We start from the raw sequence: 17793 nt of genomic DNA, 5'->3' as shown, positions 1-17793 counted from the left end.
CGTAAAAAGTTTAATTAGTCTTCAACTTTTGTAATTAAATGACGTAAGATATTGTCATTAATACGAGCTAAACGGTTAAATTCATCAACGCTGTCTGCGTTGTCAGCTTCGAACTCAACTAAGTGGTAAATACCTTCACGGTATTTCTTAATTTCGTATGCGAAACGACGTTTAGCCCAGTCTTTAGATTCAGTGATTGTTGCACCATTTGATGTTAATACTTCATCAAAATAGTTAACTAATTCTTTTTTAGAGGCTTCATCAATATCAGGTTTGATAATGTATAAAGCTTCATATTTTGTAGTTAATTCACTCATCAGACTTCGCACCTCCTTTTGGTCTTGTGGTCATTACCATCTGTAATGACAAGGAGCATATACATACTCACAATAATTAATTATAACATTATCCTAGCTGTTTAACAAATAAAATCTCATTTTTTATAGAGGGAATTAAAAAAGCGATTCGCAAATAACGAATCGCTTAGTTACTTCATCCTACTATTCATCATCCTCATTATGCTCAATCGCTTCATCAGCAAAATCTTGCATTTTAGCGGCTAATTTTTCAGTAGGAAGTTCAGAAGCCTCTTTTTCTTCATCAGTAGGCGTTACTTCTTCCTCTGCTTCCTCTTCAGTATCAGGAACAATTGGTGTCATTGTTGAAACGGTTGACCCATCATCTAAACGAATTAATCGAACACCTAAAGTTGCCCGTCCTGTTTCAGAAATATCATTTGAATGGAATCGAATTAAAACGCCTTTATCTGTCATCAACATAATATCTTCTTCACCAGTTACCGTAGTAAGACCGATAAGACGACCATTACGTTGATTGATATTAATGGTTTTAACTCCTTTACCGCCACGGTGTTTAATCGCATACTCTGATGTTTTTGTTCGTTTTCCATAACCATTTTCGGTAACAACTAATACGTAGCCTTCATCATGTAGAGGAGCCATACCAACGACGTAATCATCATTTCCTAGACGAATACCACGCACACCAGTTGCTGTCCGTCCCATACTTCGAACATCTTGTTCGTTGAATGATACTGCATATCCAGCATGTGATCCGATTATAATATTTTGATTACCATTCGTATGAAGCACTTGAACAAGCTCATCACCGTCTTTTAAGGAAATAGCAATTAAACCATTATTACGGATATTTAGGAACTCACTGGCTTTTGTTCGTTTGACTGTTCCTGCTTTGGTAGCAAACATTAAATGCGCATCTTCTTCACCGTGTTTATCAATACGGATTGTTGCTTGGACACGTTCATCACTAGCTAAGTTAAGTAAGTTAACAACAGGAATTCCTTTAGCGGTACGGCTAAATTCTGGGATTTCATACCCTTTACTTTTATAAACTTTCCCCTTATTAGTGAAGAAGAGAATTTCATCGTGAGTAGAAGTCGATAAGATGGTTTCCATGGCATCATCGTCATTAATACCCATGCCTTGGACACCACGTCCCCCACGATTTTGCGTACGGAATTCATCATCATCTAATCGTTTAATATACCCGTTTTTCGTTAATGTAATCACAACATTACGTTCTTCAATTAAGTCTTCATCTTCTAAGTTAGTAATTTCACCAACCATTAATTCTGTCCGACGTTCATCATTGAAACGACGTTGAATATCTAGTAATTCATCATAAATGATTTCATAACGTTTCGCTTCATTCGCTAGAATTTCATTTAAACGTGCAATTTCGGCCATTAAGTTGGCATGTTCGTTATCAATTTTTTCTCGTTCTAAGCCGGTTAAGCGAACTAAACGCATGTCTAAGATTGCTTGAGATTGTTTATCAGATAGGCCGAATTGTTCCATAAAGATGGTTTTCGCTTCATCGCCTGTTTTAGATGACCGAAGAATGGCCACAATTTCATCAATATGATCTAAGGCAATTTGTAACCCTTCTAAAATATGAGCTCGTGCTTCGGCTTTATTTTTCTCAAAAATAGACCGACGACGAATGACTTCTTCTTGATGAACTAAGTAATGACGTAAAATATCTTTTAAACTTAATGTTTGTGGTACACCATTAACAATAGCCACCATATTAAAGCTAAAGTTAGATTGTAGCGCCGTTTGTTTATATAAGTTATTAACGACGACTCCAGCACTAACATCTTTGCGACATTCAATCACAATTCGCATTCCTTCACGACCAGATTCATCGCGAATCGCTGTAATGCCTTCGATACGTTTATCACGTGCCATTTCAGCAATGCGTTCAACTAATTTCGCTTTATTCACCATATACGGAATTTCATGAACAATAATGCGCTCTTTACCGCTTGGCATTTGTTCAATATCTAGTTTCGCGCGGACAATAATACTACCTTTTCCGGTTTCGTAGGCTTTACGAATACCTGATTTACCAATGATAATCCCGCCAGTTGGGAAGTCAGGTCCTGGTAAAGCTTCCATTAGTTCGGATGCTGTGGCGTCGGGATTTTCCATCAATACTTGAATAGCTGAAATCACTTCACCTAAGTTATGTGGTGGAATATTCGTTGTCATCCCCACGGCAATCCCAGTGGCTCCATTTACTAATAAATTAGGAAAACGTGAAGGTAATACTTCTGGCTCACGTTCTTCACCGTCGTAGTTATCAATAAAGTCAACGGTTTCTTTGTTCATATCCCGCACCATTTCGTGCGAAATTTTACTCATACGTGCTTCGGTATACCGCATGGCAGCTGCTTGGTCACCATCGACAGAACCAAAGTTTCCGTGACCATCAATTAGCATATAGCGATAAGAGAAATCTTGAGCCATCCGCACCATGGATTCATAAATAGCTGAGTCCCCATGTGGATGGTATTTCCCCATAACATCACCGACAATACGTGCTGATTTTTTGTATGGTTTATCGCTCGTTACTCCTAGTTCATTCATTCCGTATAAAATCCGCCGATGAACAGGTTTCAATCCATCACGAACATCTGGCAATGCACGTGAAACAATGACACTCATTGCATAGTCAAGAAATGACGTTCGCATTTCTTGTGATATTTCACGTGAAGGCTGTCTTCTTATTTCTTCACTCACTCGTCATTCTCCTCACTTACAGGTCAATTGTGGCATAAGTTGCATTTTCTTCAATGAAATCACGGCGTGGACCTACGCGATCACCCATTAACATATCGATAATTTGGTCAGCTTCAACCGCATCTTCCACTTGAACTTGTAGTAATGTTCGATGTTCTGGATCCATTGTCGTTTCCCATAATTGTTCAGCATCCATTTCACCCAGACCTTTATACCGTTGAATAGCTGGTTTTGGTGATGGAGCTAAAGTGCTCAAGTATTCATCCAACTCTTTATCACTATTGACGTAATGAACTTTTTTACCTTGACGAACTTGATAAAGTGGTGGGACAGCGATATAGACATAACCAGCATCCAGAATAGGGCGCATGTATCGATAAATTAATGTTAATAATAAGGCACGAATATGGGCACCATCGACATCGGCATCAGTCATAATAACTAATTTATGATAACGAGCCTTTTCAATATCAAATTCATTTTCCCAACCGGTTCCCATTGCGGTAAATAATGAGCGAATTTCTTCGTTAGCTAAAATACGATCCATTGAGGCTTTTTCGACATTAAGGATTTTCCCACGAATGGGTAAAATCGCTTGGAAATGCCGAGAACGTCCTTGTTTAGCAGAACCTCCAGCTGAGTTCCCTTCGACGATAAATAATTCACTTTCATCTGGCACACGACTCGTACAATCAGCTAATTTACCTGGCAAGTTACTAATTTCTAATCCAGATTTTTTCCGAGTCATATCGCGTGCCCGTTTAGCTGCCATACGCGCTTTAGAAGCGACTAATCCTTTATCGACAATTTTACGTCCGATAGTTGGATTTTCGAGTAAGAATTTTTCAAAATGTTCTGAGAACAGACGATCGACAATTGTACGAACTTCAGAATTTCCTAATTTCATTTTCGTCTGCCCTTCAAATTGAGGGTCAGGGTGGCGAACAGATACAATAAGGCCAAGACCTTCACGTACGTCTTCACCACTCAAATTAGAATCATTGTCTTTTAAAATTTTAGCAGTACGAGCGTAATCATTAATCGTACGTGTTAATGCAGATTTAATTCCCGACTCATGCATTCCACCTTCAAAAGTATGGATGTTATTGGCAAAGCTTAAAATATTAGAGTGAAAGCCATCGGTATATTGCATAGCGACTTCAACTTCAATATCATCTTGTTCGCCTTCTAAATAAATTGGTTCGTCAAATAACGTTTCTTTATTTTTATTAATATAAGAGACGTATTCTTTGATTCCGCCTTCATAATGGTAATGAACGCTACGTGGTTCATCTTCTCGATTATCCATTAAGGAAATACGTAATCCTTTATTTAAGAAAGCCAGTTCACGAATACGACGATTTAACGTATCGAAATTGTATTCGATCGTATCAGTGAAAATATCAGGGTCTGGTTGGAATTTAACCACTGTTCCGTGTTTATCGGTTTGACCCACTTTTTCTAAGTCTTTAACGATAGCTCCTTTACGGAATTCTTGTTGGTAAATATGACCATTTTTATGAACTTGAACGGTTAGCCATTCAGATAAGGCATTAACGACAGAAGCCCCAACACCATGAAGACCTCCTGAAACTTTATAACCGCCACCACCGAATTTACCTCCAGCGTGTAAAATCGTAAAGACTGTTTCAACTGCTGGTCGACCAGTATTTGATTGAATATCAACAGGAATCCCACGGCCATCATCCGTTACGGTAATATAATTTCCTGGTTCAATCGTGACTTCAATGTGGTGAGCAAATCCTGCTAATGCTTCGTCAATTGAGTTATCAACAATTTCCCATACGAGATGATGCAATCCTGTTTCACTGGTGGATCCGATATACATCCCAGGACGTTTACGAACCGCTTCAAGTCCTTCTAATACTTGGATTTGACTCGCATCGTAATCTTCAGCTAAGTGTTTTAATTCCGCTTCTTTTTGTCTTTTCTCTTCTTCAGTAATCACGACTTCTTCGTTTTCTGTCTGTTCCGTTTGTCGCGCATTTTGATTATTTTCTTCAGACATGCACCCAACTCCTATCGTTCAATTTGTCCGTCACTAATCTGATAAATCCGTGGTTCATCAATATAATTCTTTTGAATACCATCTAAACTCGTCGTTGTTAAGAAGGTTTGAATTTTTTTCTCGATACTTTTAAGTAAATGGGTTTGACGTTCATTATCCAATTCGCTTAATACATCATCTAATAGCAGAATCGGGTAATCGCCTGTAATCGCCTTCATACATTCGATTTCAGCCAGTTTCATACTCAATACTGTCGTGCGTTGTTGACCTTGTGACCCATATTTTTGAACATTACGGCCATTCACTTTAAAAGTTAAATCATCACGATGAGGACCAACTAAAGTAATTCCACGTTGCAATTCACTTTCCTTAGCATTTGCTATTTTATCCATTAATCGTTGGTAAAGCGTCTCATCATCAGGTGCATCACTTAAGTCAACTGGACTTCGATAATGTAAAGTCAGTTCTTCCTTACCATGTGAAACTCTATGATGAATCGGTTGTGCCCATTTTTCTAATTGTTGTGTGAATTTTTGGCGATGTTGAATAATTTGGACAGCGGAAGTTGCCAACTGCTCCGTTAAAATCTCTAAATAGACCTTATCTGTTGCCTCACGTTGAATTAATTGCTTTAAATAGGCATTCCGTTGTTTCATCATCCGTTGATAATTGACTGACTCGTACAAATAGACGGGATTCATTTGTCCCAATTCTCGGTCAATAAATTTACGCCGCAATTGTGGAGACCCTTTGACGAGATCTAAATCTTCAGGCGCAAATAAGACCACATTTAAATGCCCCACAAAATCGCTGAGTCGCTTTTGTTCGAGGTGATTAACTTTGGCAATTTTGCCATTTTTTGTTAGTCGAATGCTTAATGAAATTTCAGACGTTTTATTGGTTAAACGCCCACTCACATAAGCCGCATCCGTCTGCCAGCGAATCATTTCTTTTTCATTACTCGTTCGATGACTACGAGCCAGTGACAACATATAAATCGCTTCTAGTAAACTTGTTTTACCTTCTGCATTCTCACCTATAAACACGTTAATTCCTGGTGAAAAGTCAACGCTCTCTTCCGTATAATTACGAAAATTACTCAAACTTAAATAATCAAGCTTCATGGGCATCATCTGCTTGGACAATAGTAAAGTGGCCTTCTCCTGGAATTGTCACAACTTGTCCAGGATACACTTTCTTACCGCGTCGATCTTCAAGTTCACCATCAATTTGAACAGGATGTTCTTGGAGGAACCATTTTGCTTGGCCACCAGTCCCAATCGCACCAACATATTTTAAGACTTGTGTGACGGTAATAAACTCTGTATCGATTGTGATTGTCTCTTGCATCATGTCACCTCCAACTTCTCATTAACATCTAAAATCGGCCGTACCAAAAAAACAGAGACCCAACCACATGTCAATGAGAAGTCATGTCATTCGCAATTTCTCTCATATTGAGCATGCGTCGGATCTAGTTATTGTTACTAACTCGATTAGCGATTTGTTCAACTGTTTTTACAATATAATTATACGCTATTCCGCGTTATTAAGCAAATAAAGGCCGTATAAGAGCTTTTTAATTTGTTTAGGCTTTTTAGAGGGAAAGAATTTGTATCGTGTGAGGTGGAAAATATTAAAAACACCTTTGAATCGTGAAGAATTTCTCATTATTTTTGCATTGAGAGTGCTACACTATAGATAAAAGCGATTACAATAAGGAGATAATTATGGTTAATATTAAAGAAGTCGCAAAACGCGCCCAAGTTTCTCCTGCGACGATTTCCCGTTATATTAATAATAGTGGTTACGTTAGTGGAAAAACGAGTAAAAAAGTTGAAAAGGCTATTCAAGAGCTCAACTATGTGCCCAATGAGGTAGCTCGATCGCTTTTCCAGAAGAAATCAAAATTAATTGGTTTCCTTCTTCCCGATATGGGAAACCCATTTTTTCCGCTAATGGCTCAAGGAATTGAAGATTATTTCTATCCGCATGGTTATCATGTCATTACTGGAAATATTCATGAAGATCAAACGAAAGTAGCTAGCTACTTACAAACGTTCCAACAAAATTTTGTGGCAGGGATTATTTCTGCCGTTCACTTACCCAAAATAGCTGAAAATACACCAGTAGTGGTTATTAATCGGAGTGATGAAGATTCGCTTTATCAAGTGAAAGCCGATTATAAACAAGCCGCAAAACTGATGATTGACGAATTAAAACAAACATCTTTCGAAGATGTTGTCGTCATTTCTGGTCCAAAATCATTAGAAGTCGCCAATATTCGAAGTTCTTATATTCACGATGCTTTAGACAAAGAAGGGATTTCTTACCATACGATGGCGAGTCAGTCATTCTTATTAAAAGATGTGATGCATTCTGCAGGTCGTCTATTTGAATTATATCCACATATCGATACGATTTTTGCGGCGAATGATTTGCAAGCGATGATGTTGATTCAAAAAGCCCAATACCTCGGTTATCGCGTACCAAAGGATATTCAAATTATCGGTTTCGATGATATTCCATTCAGTGAATTGACTGTTCCTAAATTAACCACGATTAAACAACCGGCTTATGAAATGGGACAAACAGCAGCCAAAATGCTCCATCAATTAATTACCGATGAAATCATAACTGAAAATGTAGTGACCTTACCTGTTGAATTGATGTCCCGTGATACATTACGTAAGAAAGGATGATTACCATGGGAAAAATTGCCGTCATCGGAAGTTGTTCCACTGATTTTACCGTCCAATCCAGTCAAATTCCTGCGCAAGGAGAAACCGTTCTAGGAGAGCATTTCAGTATTGATTTTGGTGGCAAAGGAGCCAATCAAGCTATTGCTGCTGCCCGCCTTGGTGGAAATGTGAAAATGATTGGCGCGGTTGGTGATGACGATTTTGGTCAAAAAATTCTCGCAAATTTTAAGCGTCATCATATCGATATTTCAGATATGCAAATGGTACCTGGTCCATCAGGAAGTGCTCATATTACGTTATATGACAATGACAATCGGATTATTGTAGTGCCTAGTGCTAATCATCATATAACCTTTCCTTCAGAAGCTGCCTTAGAGAAACAATTACAAGATGTTGATTTCGTCGTCCTTCAACAAGAAATCAACTTAAACATTAATGAACAAGTGATCCATTACTGTGCGGCGCATGAGATTCCTGTTTTACTCAATCCAGCACCTGCTACACAACTAGATCCTGAATTAATCCATCAAGTGACTTATTTAACCCCAAATGAAGCTGAACGGGAACTCATTTTCCCCAATCAAACTTTGTCTGAAAGTTTAGCTGCTCATCCTAATAAGTTAATTGTTACTTTAGGTGACCAAGGAGCAATTTATCATAATGGAATGACGGAATGCTTTATTCCTAGTTTTAAAACCCAACCACTGGATACAACTGGTGCGGGGGATACGTTTAATGGTGCTTTAGTTGTTGGTTTAATAAATGGGCTGTCTCTAGCTGATGCGATTAAACAGGCCAATCTTGCAGCTAGTTTATCCGTCCAAAAACTTGGTGCTCAAGGTGGTATTCCAACTTTAGAGGAATTACAGGCTGCCGAAGCTCAACTTTAATTATTTAAAATATTACATAAAATAACCCCCATAAAGTAGGACTTAAAAAAGTGACACTACTTTATGGGGGTTGTTTGTTAATAAAAATTTTTACTCGCCTTTAAAGCGCCAGTTAGTCATCATGAGATGATTTGCTTAAATAAATGATACTACCTAAGCTCAATATCGTGATAAGCACTAATAAAATAATAGAGACCATTTGTCGTTCATCAATTTGTTGAATACTAAACATTGCTAAGACCGTAATAATACTAAAGATAGGAATTAACTTATTTTTCATCTCTGACGCTTCTTTCTATTTTTAATATATATTATCTTACATACTTCCTGGTGTACGGATTGGTGTAATTAGTTGCAACATTTCGAAACTATCTGCAGATTCTTTCGGCACAATTAAGAATGGGCGAGATGCTGTTTGGAATTTAATTCGAACATCTTGGCCATCGAATGTTTTCAAGGCAGATTCTAAGTAATCAGGGTTAAAGGAAATGGATAATGGATTACCATCCGCACCTAAAATGTCCAATTCTTCTTCGAAATTACCCACTTGAGCAGAGTGACCAGAGAGAACGACTTTATTTTCATCTAATTCTAGTTTAACCACTTTATTTGAGCCAGATGCGAGTAAGACTTTGGCTCTGGCAACTGCAGAAATTAATTGTGTAGAAGAAATATCTAAAATCGTATCTTCACTATTCGTTAATAGATTATCGGTATTAGGGAACATGCCTTCTAATAAATTAGAGTATAGCGAAGTCGTACCAACTTTAAATAAAATCTGATTATTTGTGACTTGAATATCAATGTCTTCATCATCACTTACAATTTTTTTTAATTCACTCAAACTGTTTCCTGGAATATTTAATACAATTGGCTCATCACCAATATCTTTTGGACTTTCTAATGGAACAATTCGTTGACTTAAACGATGAGAGTCGGTTGCGACTAATTTTAAGTCATTATTACTTAATTCCACATGAATTCCGGTAAATATAGGACGAATTTCATTCGTTGAAACGGAAATAATGGTTTGATTAATCACTTTTTTGAAGAGATTACCTGGAATTTTAAAGGTTGAGTAAGGATCAATTTCTGGTAAACGTGGGTAATCATCTGGATTTTGACCATTTAAAGTATATTCTGAATTTCCAGAAGCAATCACTGTTTGGAAATTGCTGGTGACTTCTAACGTTACTTGTTCACCAGGTAATTTCGAAATTAAACTACTTAATAATGAACTATCTAAAATAATAGCTCCTTTTTCAGTAATCGTTAATTGATTTTGATCATTATCTGAACTAATAAAATCTTCAATCGTAATTGTGGCATCAGAACCGGTTAATAAAATACCTGAACTAGTTGCTAAAATTTTAATGCCTTTTAACACATCAATTGGTGTTTTACTAGAAGCAGCTTTAGCAACGACTTTTAACGCTTGATCAAAGATTCTTCGATTAATCGTAAATTTCATCATAGGTGTAAGCTCCTTTTATTCTTCTTAATAATAAATAATAGTAATAGTAGGTCTTGTTAACATTGTGGAAAAAGGCTAAAAAGTGGATGGATAAAGGTTTTCCACATGTGCATAACTTGTGGAAAACAATTTATCTTCTTTCTCTTTTATCCACAATAGCGAATTAATGACTATTTTCCAGTAATTTTTTAATACTGTCAATATCGCGACGAATATCGCTATTTTTTTGGACTTCTTCTGCCATTTTCTCATAAGCATGTAATACCGTTGTATGGTCTTTCCCACCAAATTCTTGTCCAATCTTAGGTAGAGAGGATTCGGTAATTTCTCTAGCAAGATACATCGCAATTTGTCGCGGAACAACAATAGTACGCACGCGTTTCTTACCTTTTAAGTCCGCAACTTCTAAATTGAAATATTGAGCAACCGTTTGTTGAATAAACGGTATAGAAGGTGCAGTTTTTGGTTGATTCGATTGATAAGAACGTAATGCTTTAGCGGCGATGTTTGGTGTTAAATCTTCTTGATTCATGACAGCATAAGCTTGAACACTTGTTAGAGCGCCTTCTAATTCACGAATATTGGAATCAATTTGACCTGCAATATAACTTAATGTGTCATCCGGAATATCTAAGCCATTAACGGTCGCTTTATTACGTAAAATGGCAATCCGTGTTTCAAGATTAGGTGGCGTAATATCCGTTGATAATCCTTGTTTAAAGCGGGAAACTAAACGATCCTCTAATTCAGGAATCTGACTAGCATCACGGTCACTTGTTAAGACAATATGTTTATTATTGTTATAAAGAGCATTAAAGGTATGGAAAAATTCCTCTTGGGTGGATTGTTTGTTTCCACCAATAAATTGAATATCGTCAACCAATAGCATATCAACGGTCCGATAGTCTTTATGGAATTGATCCGTCGTATTCGTTCGAATCGCATTAATGAAATCATTGGTGAATGTTTCACTAGTGACATATTTAACACGTGCTTCTGGGTTAATCCGTAATACTTCATGCCCAATTGCTTGCATTAAGTGCGTTTTACCTAGTCCCACACCACCAAAGAAGAATAGTGGATTATAATCGCGTCCAGGTCCTTCAGCTACAGCTAGGGCGGCAGCATGAGCCATTTTATTCCCTTCACCAACAATAAAATTGTCAAAAGTGTATTTAGGGTTTAATTGGTCCTTGGAAGGGTTATGAATAACTTCTGTATTACTATTAGAAGAATTCCCACCATTTCCCATTTGAATATGATTATTTGAGTTTTCGAGGTGAATATAAACATTCACTTCGCGATTTAAGTATTCGAAAATCACTTGTTTAATCGTAATTAAATAGTAATTTTCAATATGTTTTTTGTGTAATTCACTTGGGGCATTAATATGAAGGTTTTTACCATCAAAGTCAGTTGGCGTTAAAGCTAAAATCCAAGTTTCAAAGCTTCCTTTTGACAGTTCTTTTTCAAAATGTTGCTTGACATATGCCCAAAGCTGCTCCATTTCTTTCATAATTTTGATTCTCCTTTATAGAGATAATAAAAACGAGAGGCTTGTTTAAAATTATCCACAAGCCGATGCTTCATTATTTTAACATGAACAGATGATAATTTTCCACAGATATGTGAGAAAAAGAAAAAACTTTTCCCAAAGTAAGGATAAAGTTATCCACACCTTGTGGGAAACAAAAGAAAAAATGTGCATTTCTTTTTATCTGTGGATAAAAATTCGTTAAATAAACCTTTAAAGAAAGGGAATTTGTCTTGTTATGCACAGCTGTGTATAAGTTTTACCAATTTGTGGATAGTTGGAAAAGTCTGTGTATGAGGTGTTGATAATCACATGTGAATAAATGTAAATTAACAGGACTGTTTATGATTTTTACACAGGTGGGGATGACGTTTAAGCTAAAATGGCAATTGTTTAGTGGTAAAAACTGTGCTAAAATAACGATTGTGAGTGTTAAAATTTGAAAAAATGATTGAATTCAACCAAATTTTAAATTATACTATTATAGTCGCGTTATCTAACTAACGCAGTAGAAGAACATAGGAGGTGCAACTATAATGAAAAGAACCTATCAACCAAAAAAACGTAAACGTAGTAAAGTTCATGGCTTCCGTAAACGTATGCAAACAAAAAATGGACGTCGCGTTCTAAAATCTCGTCGTCGTAAAGGAAGAAAAGTTATTTCTAGATAAGATCACAGAACGCTGTGGTCTTTTTTGTATTTATAGGGGGCAAATGAAAGATGCGTAAGTCATATCGTGTGAAATCAGAACAAGATTTTTCAATGGTATTTAATCATGGCAAAAGTAAAGCGAATCGACAATTTGTCATTTATCATTTGCCAAAAGAGCAAGCTCATTTTCGAATTGGTATTTCTGTTGGGAAGAAAATTGGAAATGCTGTCCATCGAAACGCAGTGAAGCGTAAAGTTCGCCAAGCAATTTATGAGTTGAAGCCCTATATTAAATCAGATGTTGATTTTATTGTGATTGCTCGTAAACCCGCTGATAAAATGTCAACGGCTGAAGTGAAGAGCAGTTTAATCCATGTGATGCGTCTGAGCCATCTATTTACAGAAGACCCTAGTCATCCATAATTAGCGGAGGATATCATCGTGAAATTAAAGACTAACAAACGCATGTGGCGATTAACGGCATTGATTGCTAGTGTATCGTTATTTTTAGCAGCTTGTGGCCAATCAGTCCGCGAACCAATTACCGAAAATTCAACTGGAATTTGGGATCGTGGCATTATTTATAATTTGTCACGTTTTATTATTTGGTTAGCTGACATATTAGGTGATAATTATGGTTTAGCGATTATTGTTATTACCTTAATTATTCGAATTATTTTAATCCCATTAACTATTTATCAAAATAAAACAACTGAGAAGATGCAAATTGTCCAACCAGAAATGCAAGAGTTGCGACAAAAATACTCTTCTAAAGACCCTGAAACGCAAGAAAAACTACAAACTGAGTTAGCCAAATTAAATGAAAAATATGATTATAATCCGTTTGCTAGTTTTCTACCTTTAATTATTCAGTTACCAATCTTGATGGCATTGTATCAAGCGATTAGCCGGACAGAAGTGATTTCACATAGTCATTTCTTATGGATGCAATTAGGCCAACCAGATCCTTATTTTATCGTACCGATAATTGCCGCTCTATTAACTTGGTATAATTCTAAGTTAATGATGATTGGTACCCCTAATCCAAGTCAAGGTGCCGTAATGCAGTGGATTATGCCACTATTAATTCTATTTATGGGGGTTTCTTTACCTAGTGCAATTGCGATATACTGGGTAGCAAGTACAGGATTTATGATTATTCAAACCTTACTATTAAATAACCCATATAAAAAACGTGAAGCACGAGAAGAAGAAGCACGTAAAAAACGTGATTTACAACGTCGATTAGAAAAAGCCAAACGTCACCCACGTAAACGATAAGAATTAGGAGGATCGTCATGAAAAAAGAAAAATTTCAGGCGGAAACACTTGAAGAGGCTGTACGTCAAGCATTAGAAAAATATCAAGTTGAACGTAGTATGGTACAAATTGATATCATTCAACGCGATCGTAAAGGATTATTAGGAATTGGTGCTAAAGATGCCATTATTGAAGTGACTTTCCCAGAAACTCCTGAAGCGGAAGATGTTCATACAACTCGTGAAACAACTGGCGTTGAAAAACCAGCGACACAATCAACGGCTACTATTGAAGAAACAGATATGTTTAATGAAGGAAAAACAGTCGATACTGATAAAGATGTCATTGTTTTAGATGATGAAGAGACTTCTGCAGCGATTCAAACAGATGATGAATCAGTGGCAGTCGTTGACAATCCTAGTGTTGTGACATCAGATGACGAAGAACCTTCTGGAGTAGTCAATCCTGAAGAAGGCGATTTGTCAGATCCTAATGATGACAAAGACTCTCTAGATGTTTCGGGAGCCGTTGCTGGTGATTTAACCGCTGAAAATGATGTCGATACTGTATCTGATGATGCCAATCATGAAGAAACTCAAGAACCAGTAATGGCTGAATCAGAACCGTCTAATGATATGACGATTGATGAAGGCGACGAAGAAGAATCAGCTTCTGAAGTCGAAAATATTGAAAAAGTCGCTCGCTATTTAATGGATGTTTGCGACGCTTACCTTGCACCTATTACCGTAGATGTTGAAGATTATGGTGATGAAATCATTTATCATTTAAATACGGATAAACCTGGTTTGGTTATTGGTAAACATGGTAAAATTATCAATTCACTAGAAACACTAGCTAAAGTGTTAACACATCGTCATGTGCGTAATCGTGTCCATGTGATGGTAAATGTTGGTGATTATCGTGAACGGCGCGAAAAAACGTTGGAACATTTAGCTCGCAAAACTGCGGACCGAGTAACAGAAACGCAAGAACCTGTTTATTTAGATCCATTACCTGCATCTGAACGGAAAATTGTCCATTCTCAATTAGCTCGTTATCAACATATTTCTACTCACTCTGAAGGTCGCGAACCTCATCGTTATTTAGTGGTTAAATATGTCAATTAATAAAAAAACGATTTTTGTGCCTTGAATCATTGTTCAGGGCACTTTTTTTGTGTCTAAAACAGCGTATATCAGTTAATAACAAATTCTATAGTACAATAATTGTTCTAAATCATAGTGTATTTAAAGAAATTTAAGAAATTAAGACCATATTAGTTGAGTTGATTTAAGGAATTCTTTACTATTGGACTATAGGTATTATTTTGAAATTTTACAGAAAGAAGGAGAGAAAAATAATGGACTTTACACAGTTAGGTCAAGACCTATTATCTGCAATTCCAACCATTTTATTTGGAATTGTATTGATTATCATTGCTTGGGCACTTGCCAAAGTAGTGAAAAAAGCAGTCGTTAAAGCAGCGAGCGCCGCTGGTTTACAAGACAGATTAGTAAGTTGGAATGTAGCGGATTCAAATGAAAGTGCAACAAACACTATTGAATCAATCGCTCAAGTGCTTTACTACTTAGTATGGGTATTCTTCTTACCAGGAATTTTTGATACATTTGGTTTACAATCAATTGCTGATCCAATCCGTAACATGACGGATACGGTATTACAATTTATTCCAAAATTATTTATTGCTGGTATTATTTTTGCTATTGGTTTCTTTGTTGCTCGCATCGTGAAACAATTAGCTGTTAACTTAGCAACAACGGTTAATGTTGATCGTTACGTTAACAAATTTACTGGTTCTAAATCATCTGGACATAAAACACCTGTTGCTAACGCATTAGGAAATGTTGTTTTTGCCTTAGTGATTATCCCAATCGCAATTGTTGGTTTAGAAGCATTAGGTATTGAATCAATTACGAACCCAATTGTTGAATTATTAAATACAGTATTATCTGTTATTCCAAATATCTTAGTTGCTGTTATCTTAGTAGCTGTAGGTATGGTAATTGCAAAAGTTGTTGGTCAATTAGTTACTAGCTTATTAGATGGTACTGGTATTAATGAATTATCTAAATACGTTGAAGAAAAAGGTTCTACAAAACCTGTAGACTTCGCTAAAATTATTGGCCAAGTTGTGTCAGTTGTTATTGGTCTATTCTTCACTGTTGAAGCATTAAATGCTTTAAACTTAGATGTTTTAAATACAGTTGGTTCAGCATTAATCGCCTACATCCCTAATGTATTAATTGCTTTAATTATTTTAGGATTAGGTATCTTCGGTGGACGTTTCGTAGGAAACTTCATTGCTGAAAACACACATTCTAAATGGATTGCTGAAATTGTTAAAGCTATCTTCGCTGTTTTTGCAGTATTCATGGCTTTAGAACAATTAGACTTTGCTTCAAGCATTGTTAATACAGCATTCTTATTCATCATTGGTGGTTTAGCTGTTGCGTTTGCCCTATCATTTGGTTTAGGTGGCCGTGACTTTGCTCGTAAACAATTAGACAAATTAGACCACAAAATTGATTCAGAATCAGATGACAAAATGACACGTTAATCTGATTAAAGTGTCTGTAACGACTAGGATATCATGTCCTAGTCGTTTTTTATTTAGGGAAATATTAAGTTTTAATAGTTTACTTTGCGAAAAAAATCCCCTATAATAACAAAGAATTATATATTTGGCAGTCAAAGTGTCTACTATTTCCATACGGGGATAGTCTAGGCACTTTTTTAAATGGAAAAATTATGAAGAGAGGAGTTTTCAATATGATGACCGCTGGATTTGACACCATTGCAGCTATTTCAACAGCACCAGGAGAAGGGGCAATTGGCATTGTTCGTTTATCAGGAGATGATGCCGTCGCTATTGCTGATAAGGTCTATCGTATGGGACGTAAAGAACTGGCGAAACAACCGTCACATACTATCCATTATGGACATATTGTTGATCCTTATGATGGGCAAGAGATTGATGAAGTAATGGTTAGTGTGATGCGGGCACCAAAAACATTTACCCGTGAAGATGTTGTTGAAATTAATTGTCATGGCGGAATGGTCGCTACTAATCGCATTTTAGAATTGGTTCTAAGAGAGGGTGCTCATCTGGCGGAACCAGGTGAATTCACGAAGCGTGCGTTTCTTAATGGACGGATTGATTTGACCCAAGCAGAAGCGGTAATGGACTTAATTCGTGCGAAAACAGACCGTTCGATGGATATGGCTGTTAAACAATTAGACGGTAATTTATCTCATCTCGTTAAACGACTCCGTCAGGATATTTTGGATACGTTAGCACAAGTTGAAGTGAATATTGATTATCCAGAATATGATGATGTTGAAGAAATGACCTTACAATTGTTACAAGAAAAAACGACGATGGTTAAAGACCAAATTGATCAATTGTTACAAACAGCGAAACAAGGAAAAATATTACGTGATGGAATTCAAACGGCTATTATTGGACGTCCAAATGTTGGAAAATCTAGCTTATTGAATGCTCTATTACATGAAGATAAAGCCATTGTTACTGAAGTCGAAGGAACGACTCGAGATACAATTGAAGAATATATGAGTATTCGCGGTGTTCCACTGAAATTAATTGATACGGCTGGTATTCGTGATACCGAAGATATTGTTGAACAAATTGGGGTTGAACGGAGTCGAGAAGCGTTAAAAGAAGCTGACCTCGTCATTTTAATTTTAAATCAAAGTGAACCACTGACGACAATGGACAAAGAATTGTTGCAGTTAACGAAACAAAATCAACGAATCATTTTATTTAATAAATCCGATTTACCAACGAAGTTACAACCAGAAGATATCTTGGAATTTGCAGAAGGTGAGGAAATTATTACGACATCAATTCTAAATTCTGAAGGTATGGATGATTTAGAACAACGGATTGCTGATTTATTCTTTAGTGGTCAAACGGGTGAACGGGATGCGACATATGTTTCTAATGCCCGTCATATTGATTTACTACAAAAAGCCTCTCAAGCCTTAGATGATGTCAATACCGGAATTGCTCAAGAAATGCCAGTTGATTTAATTCAAATTGACTTTACACGAGCATGGGAATTACTTGGTGAAATTGTTGGTGAAGGCGCACCAGACGAGTTATTAAATCAACTATTTAGTCAATTCTGTCTCGGAAAATAATATAG

General features: G+C 36.6%; 16 protein-coding genes. 8 read left to right on the top strand and 8 right to left on the bottom strand.

Annotation, left to right across the window (positions count from 1 at the left end):
• Positions 1–14: 14 nt before the first annotated feature.
• The 5 genes from rpsF to yaaA all read right to left on the bottom strand — a co-directional run bounded on the left by rpsF (position 15) and on the right by yaaA (position 6444).
• Complete coding sequence (gene rpsF / locus B8955_RS06205) at positions 15–317, bottom strand: 30S ribosomal protein S6 (RefSeq protein WP_084099368.1); 303 nt, start codon at positions 315–317, stop codon at positions 15–17.
• Positions 318–500: 183 nt separating this feature from the next.
• Positions 501–3065, bottom strand: coding sequence for a DNA gyrase subunit A (gene gyrA, locus B8955_RS06200; RefSeq protein WP_084099367.1), 2565 nt, complete (start codon positions 3063–3065; stop codon positions 501–503).
• A gap of 16 nt (positions 3066–3081) precedes the next feature.
• Complete coding sequence (gyrB, locus tag B8955_RS06195) at positions 3082–5031, bottom strand: DNA topoisomerase (ATP-hydrolyzing) subunit B (RefSeq protein ID WP_084099406.1); 1950 nt, start codon at positions 5029–5031, stop codon at positions 3082–3084.
• A gap of 74 nt (positions 5032–5105) precedes the next feature.
• Positions 5106–6218, bottom strand: coding sequence for a DNA replication/repair protein RecF (gene recF, locus B8955_RS06190; RefSeq protein WP_084099405.1), 1113 nt, complete (start codon positions 6216–6218; stop codon positions 5106–5108).
• Positions 6208–6444 carry a S4 domain-containing protein YaaA gene (yaaA, locus tag B8955_RS06185; protein ID WP_084099366.1) on the bottom strand — a complete coding sequence of 79 codons (237 nt, stop codon included), beginning with the start codon at positions 6442–6444 and terminating at the stop codon, positions 6208–6210. Before yaaA ends, recF begins: the two co-directional genes overlap by 11 nt.
• Positions 6445–6824: 380 nt before the next feature.
• On the opposite strand from yaaA, the gene B8955_RS06180 reads away from it, so the two are divergent.
• The gene (locus tag B8955_RS06180; protein WP_084099365.1) at positions 6825–7796 is read left to right on the top strand and encodes a LacI family DNA-binding transcriptional regulator; all 972 of its coding nucleotides are present in this window, start codon (positions 6825–6827) and stop codon (positions 7794–7796) included.
• Between the two features lie 5 nt (positions 7797–7801).
• Entirely contained in the window at positions 7802–8686 is an 885-nt protein-coding gene (rbsK, locus tag B8955_RS06175; protein WP_084099364.1) for a ribokinase, read from the top strand.
• Positions 8687–8798: 112 nt separating this feature from the next.
• On the opposite strand, the gene B8955_RS06895 is transcribed toward rbsK, so the two are convergent.
• The 3 genes from B8955_RS06895 to dnaA all read right to left on the bottom strand — a co-directional run bounded on the left by B8955_RS06895 (position 8799) and on the right by dnaA (position 11676).
• Positions 8799–8966, bottom strand: a complete 168-nt coding sequence (locus tag B8955_RS06895; RefSeq protein WP_159444446.1) for a hypothetical protein — start codon at positions 8964–8966, stop codon at positions 8799–8801.
• Between the two features lie 36 nt (positions 8967–9002).
• Positions 9003–10160 (bottom strand): DNA polymerase III subunit beta, encoded by a 1158-nt coding sequence (dnaN, locus tag B8955_RS06170; RefSeq protein ID WP_234983541.1) that lies wholly within the window; start codon positions 10158–10160, stop codon positions 9003–9005.
• 163 nt (positions 10161–10323) lie between these two features.
• Positions 10324–11676: a chromosomal replication initiator protein DnaA gene (dnaA, locus tag B8955_RS06165; protein WP_084099363.1), complete on the bottom strand. Its 1353-nt coding sequence runs from the start codon at positions 11674–11676 to the stop codon at positions 10324–10326.
• Positions 11677–12230: 554 nt separating this feature from the next.
• On the opposite strand from dnaA, the gene rpmH reads away from it, so the two are divergent.
• The 6 genes from rpmH to mnmE all read left to right on the top strand — a co-directional run bounded on the left by rpmH (position 12231) and on the right by mnmE (position 17788).
• Positions 12231–12365: a 50S ribosomal protein L34 gene (gene rpmH / locus B8955_RS06160; protein WP_084099362.1), complete on the top strand. Its 135-nt coding sequence runs from the start codon at positions 12231–12233 to the stop codon at positions 12363–12365.
• 50 nt (positions 12366–12415) lie between these two features.
• Positions 12416–12769, top strand: coding sequence for a ribonuclease P protein component (gene rnpA / locus B8955_RS06155; protein ID WP_084099361.1), 354 nt, complete (start codon positions 12416–12418; stop codon positions 12767–12769).
• Between the two features lie 18 nt (positions 12770–12787).
• The gene (gene yidC / locus B8955_RS06150) at positions 12788–13627 is read left to right on the top strand and encodes a membrane protein insertase YidC (RefSeq protein WP_234983540.1); all 840 of its coding nucleotides are present in this window, start codon (positions 12788–12790) and stop codon (positions 13625–13627) included.
• 17 nt (positions 13628–13644) lie between these two features.
• Positions 13645–14733 (top strand): RNA-binding cell elongation regulator Jag/EloR, encoded by a 1089-nt coding sequence (gene jag, locus B8955_RS06145; protein ID WP_084099360.1) that lies wholly within the window; start codon positions 13645–13647, stop codon positions 14731–14733.
• 233 nt (positions 14734–14966) lie between these two features.
• Positions 14967–16184 (top strand): mechanosensitive ion channel, encoded by a 1218-nt coding sequence (locus tag B8955_RS06140; protein WP_084099359.1) that lies wholly within the window; start codon positions 14967–14969, stop codon positions 16182–16184.
• A gap of 212 nt (positions 16185–16396) precedes the next feature.
• On the top strand, positions 16397–17788 hold the full coding sequence (gene mnmE / locus B8955_RS06135) for a tRNA uridine-5-carboxymethylaminomethyl(34) synthesis GTPase MnmE (RefSeq protein WP_084099358.1): 1392 nt from the start codon (positions 16397–16399) through the stop codon (positions 17786–17788).
• Positions 17789–17793: the final 5 nt, after the last annotated feature.

Source organism: Aerococcus suis, assembly GCF_900176325.1.
GTDB lineage: Bacteria > Bacillota > Bacilli > Lactobacillales > Aerococcaceae > Aerococcus > Aerococcus suis.
The sequence above is the reverse complement of the archived record's forward strand: the minus strand, read 5'-3'. Positions and strand labels throughout refer to the sequence as shown.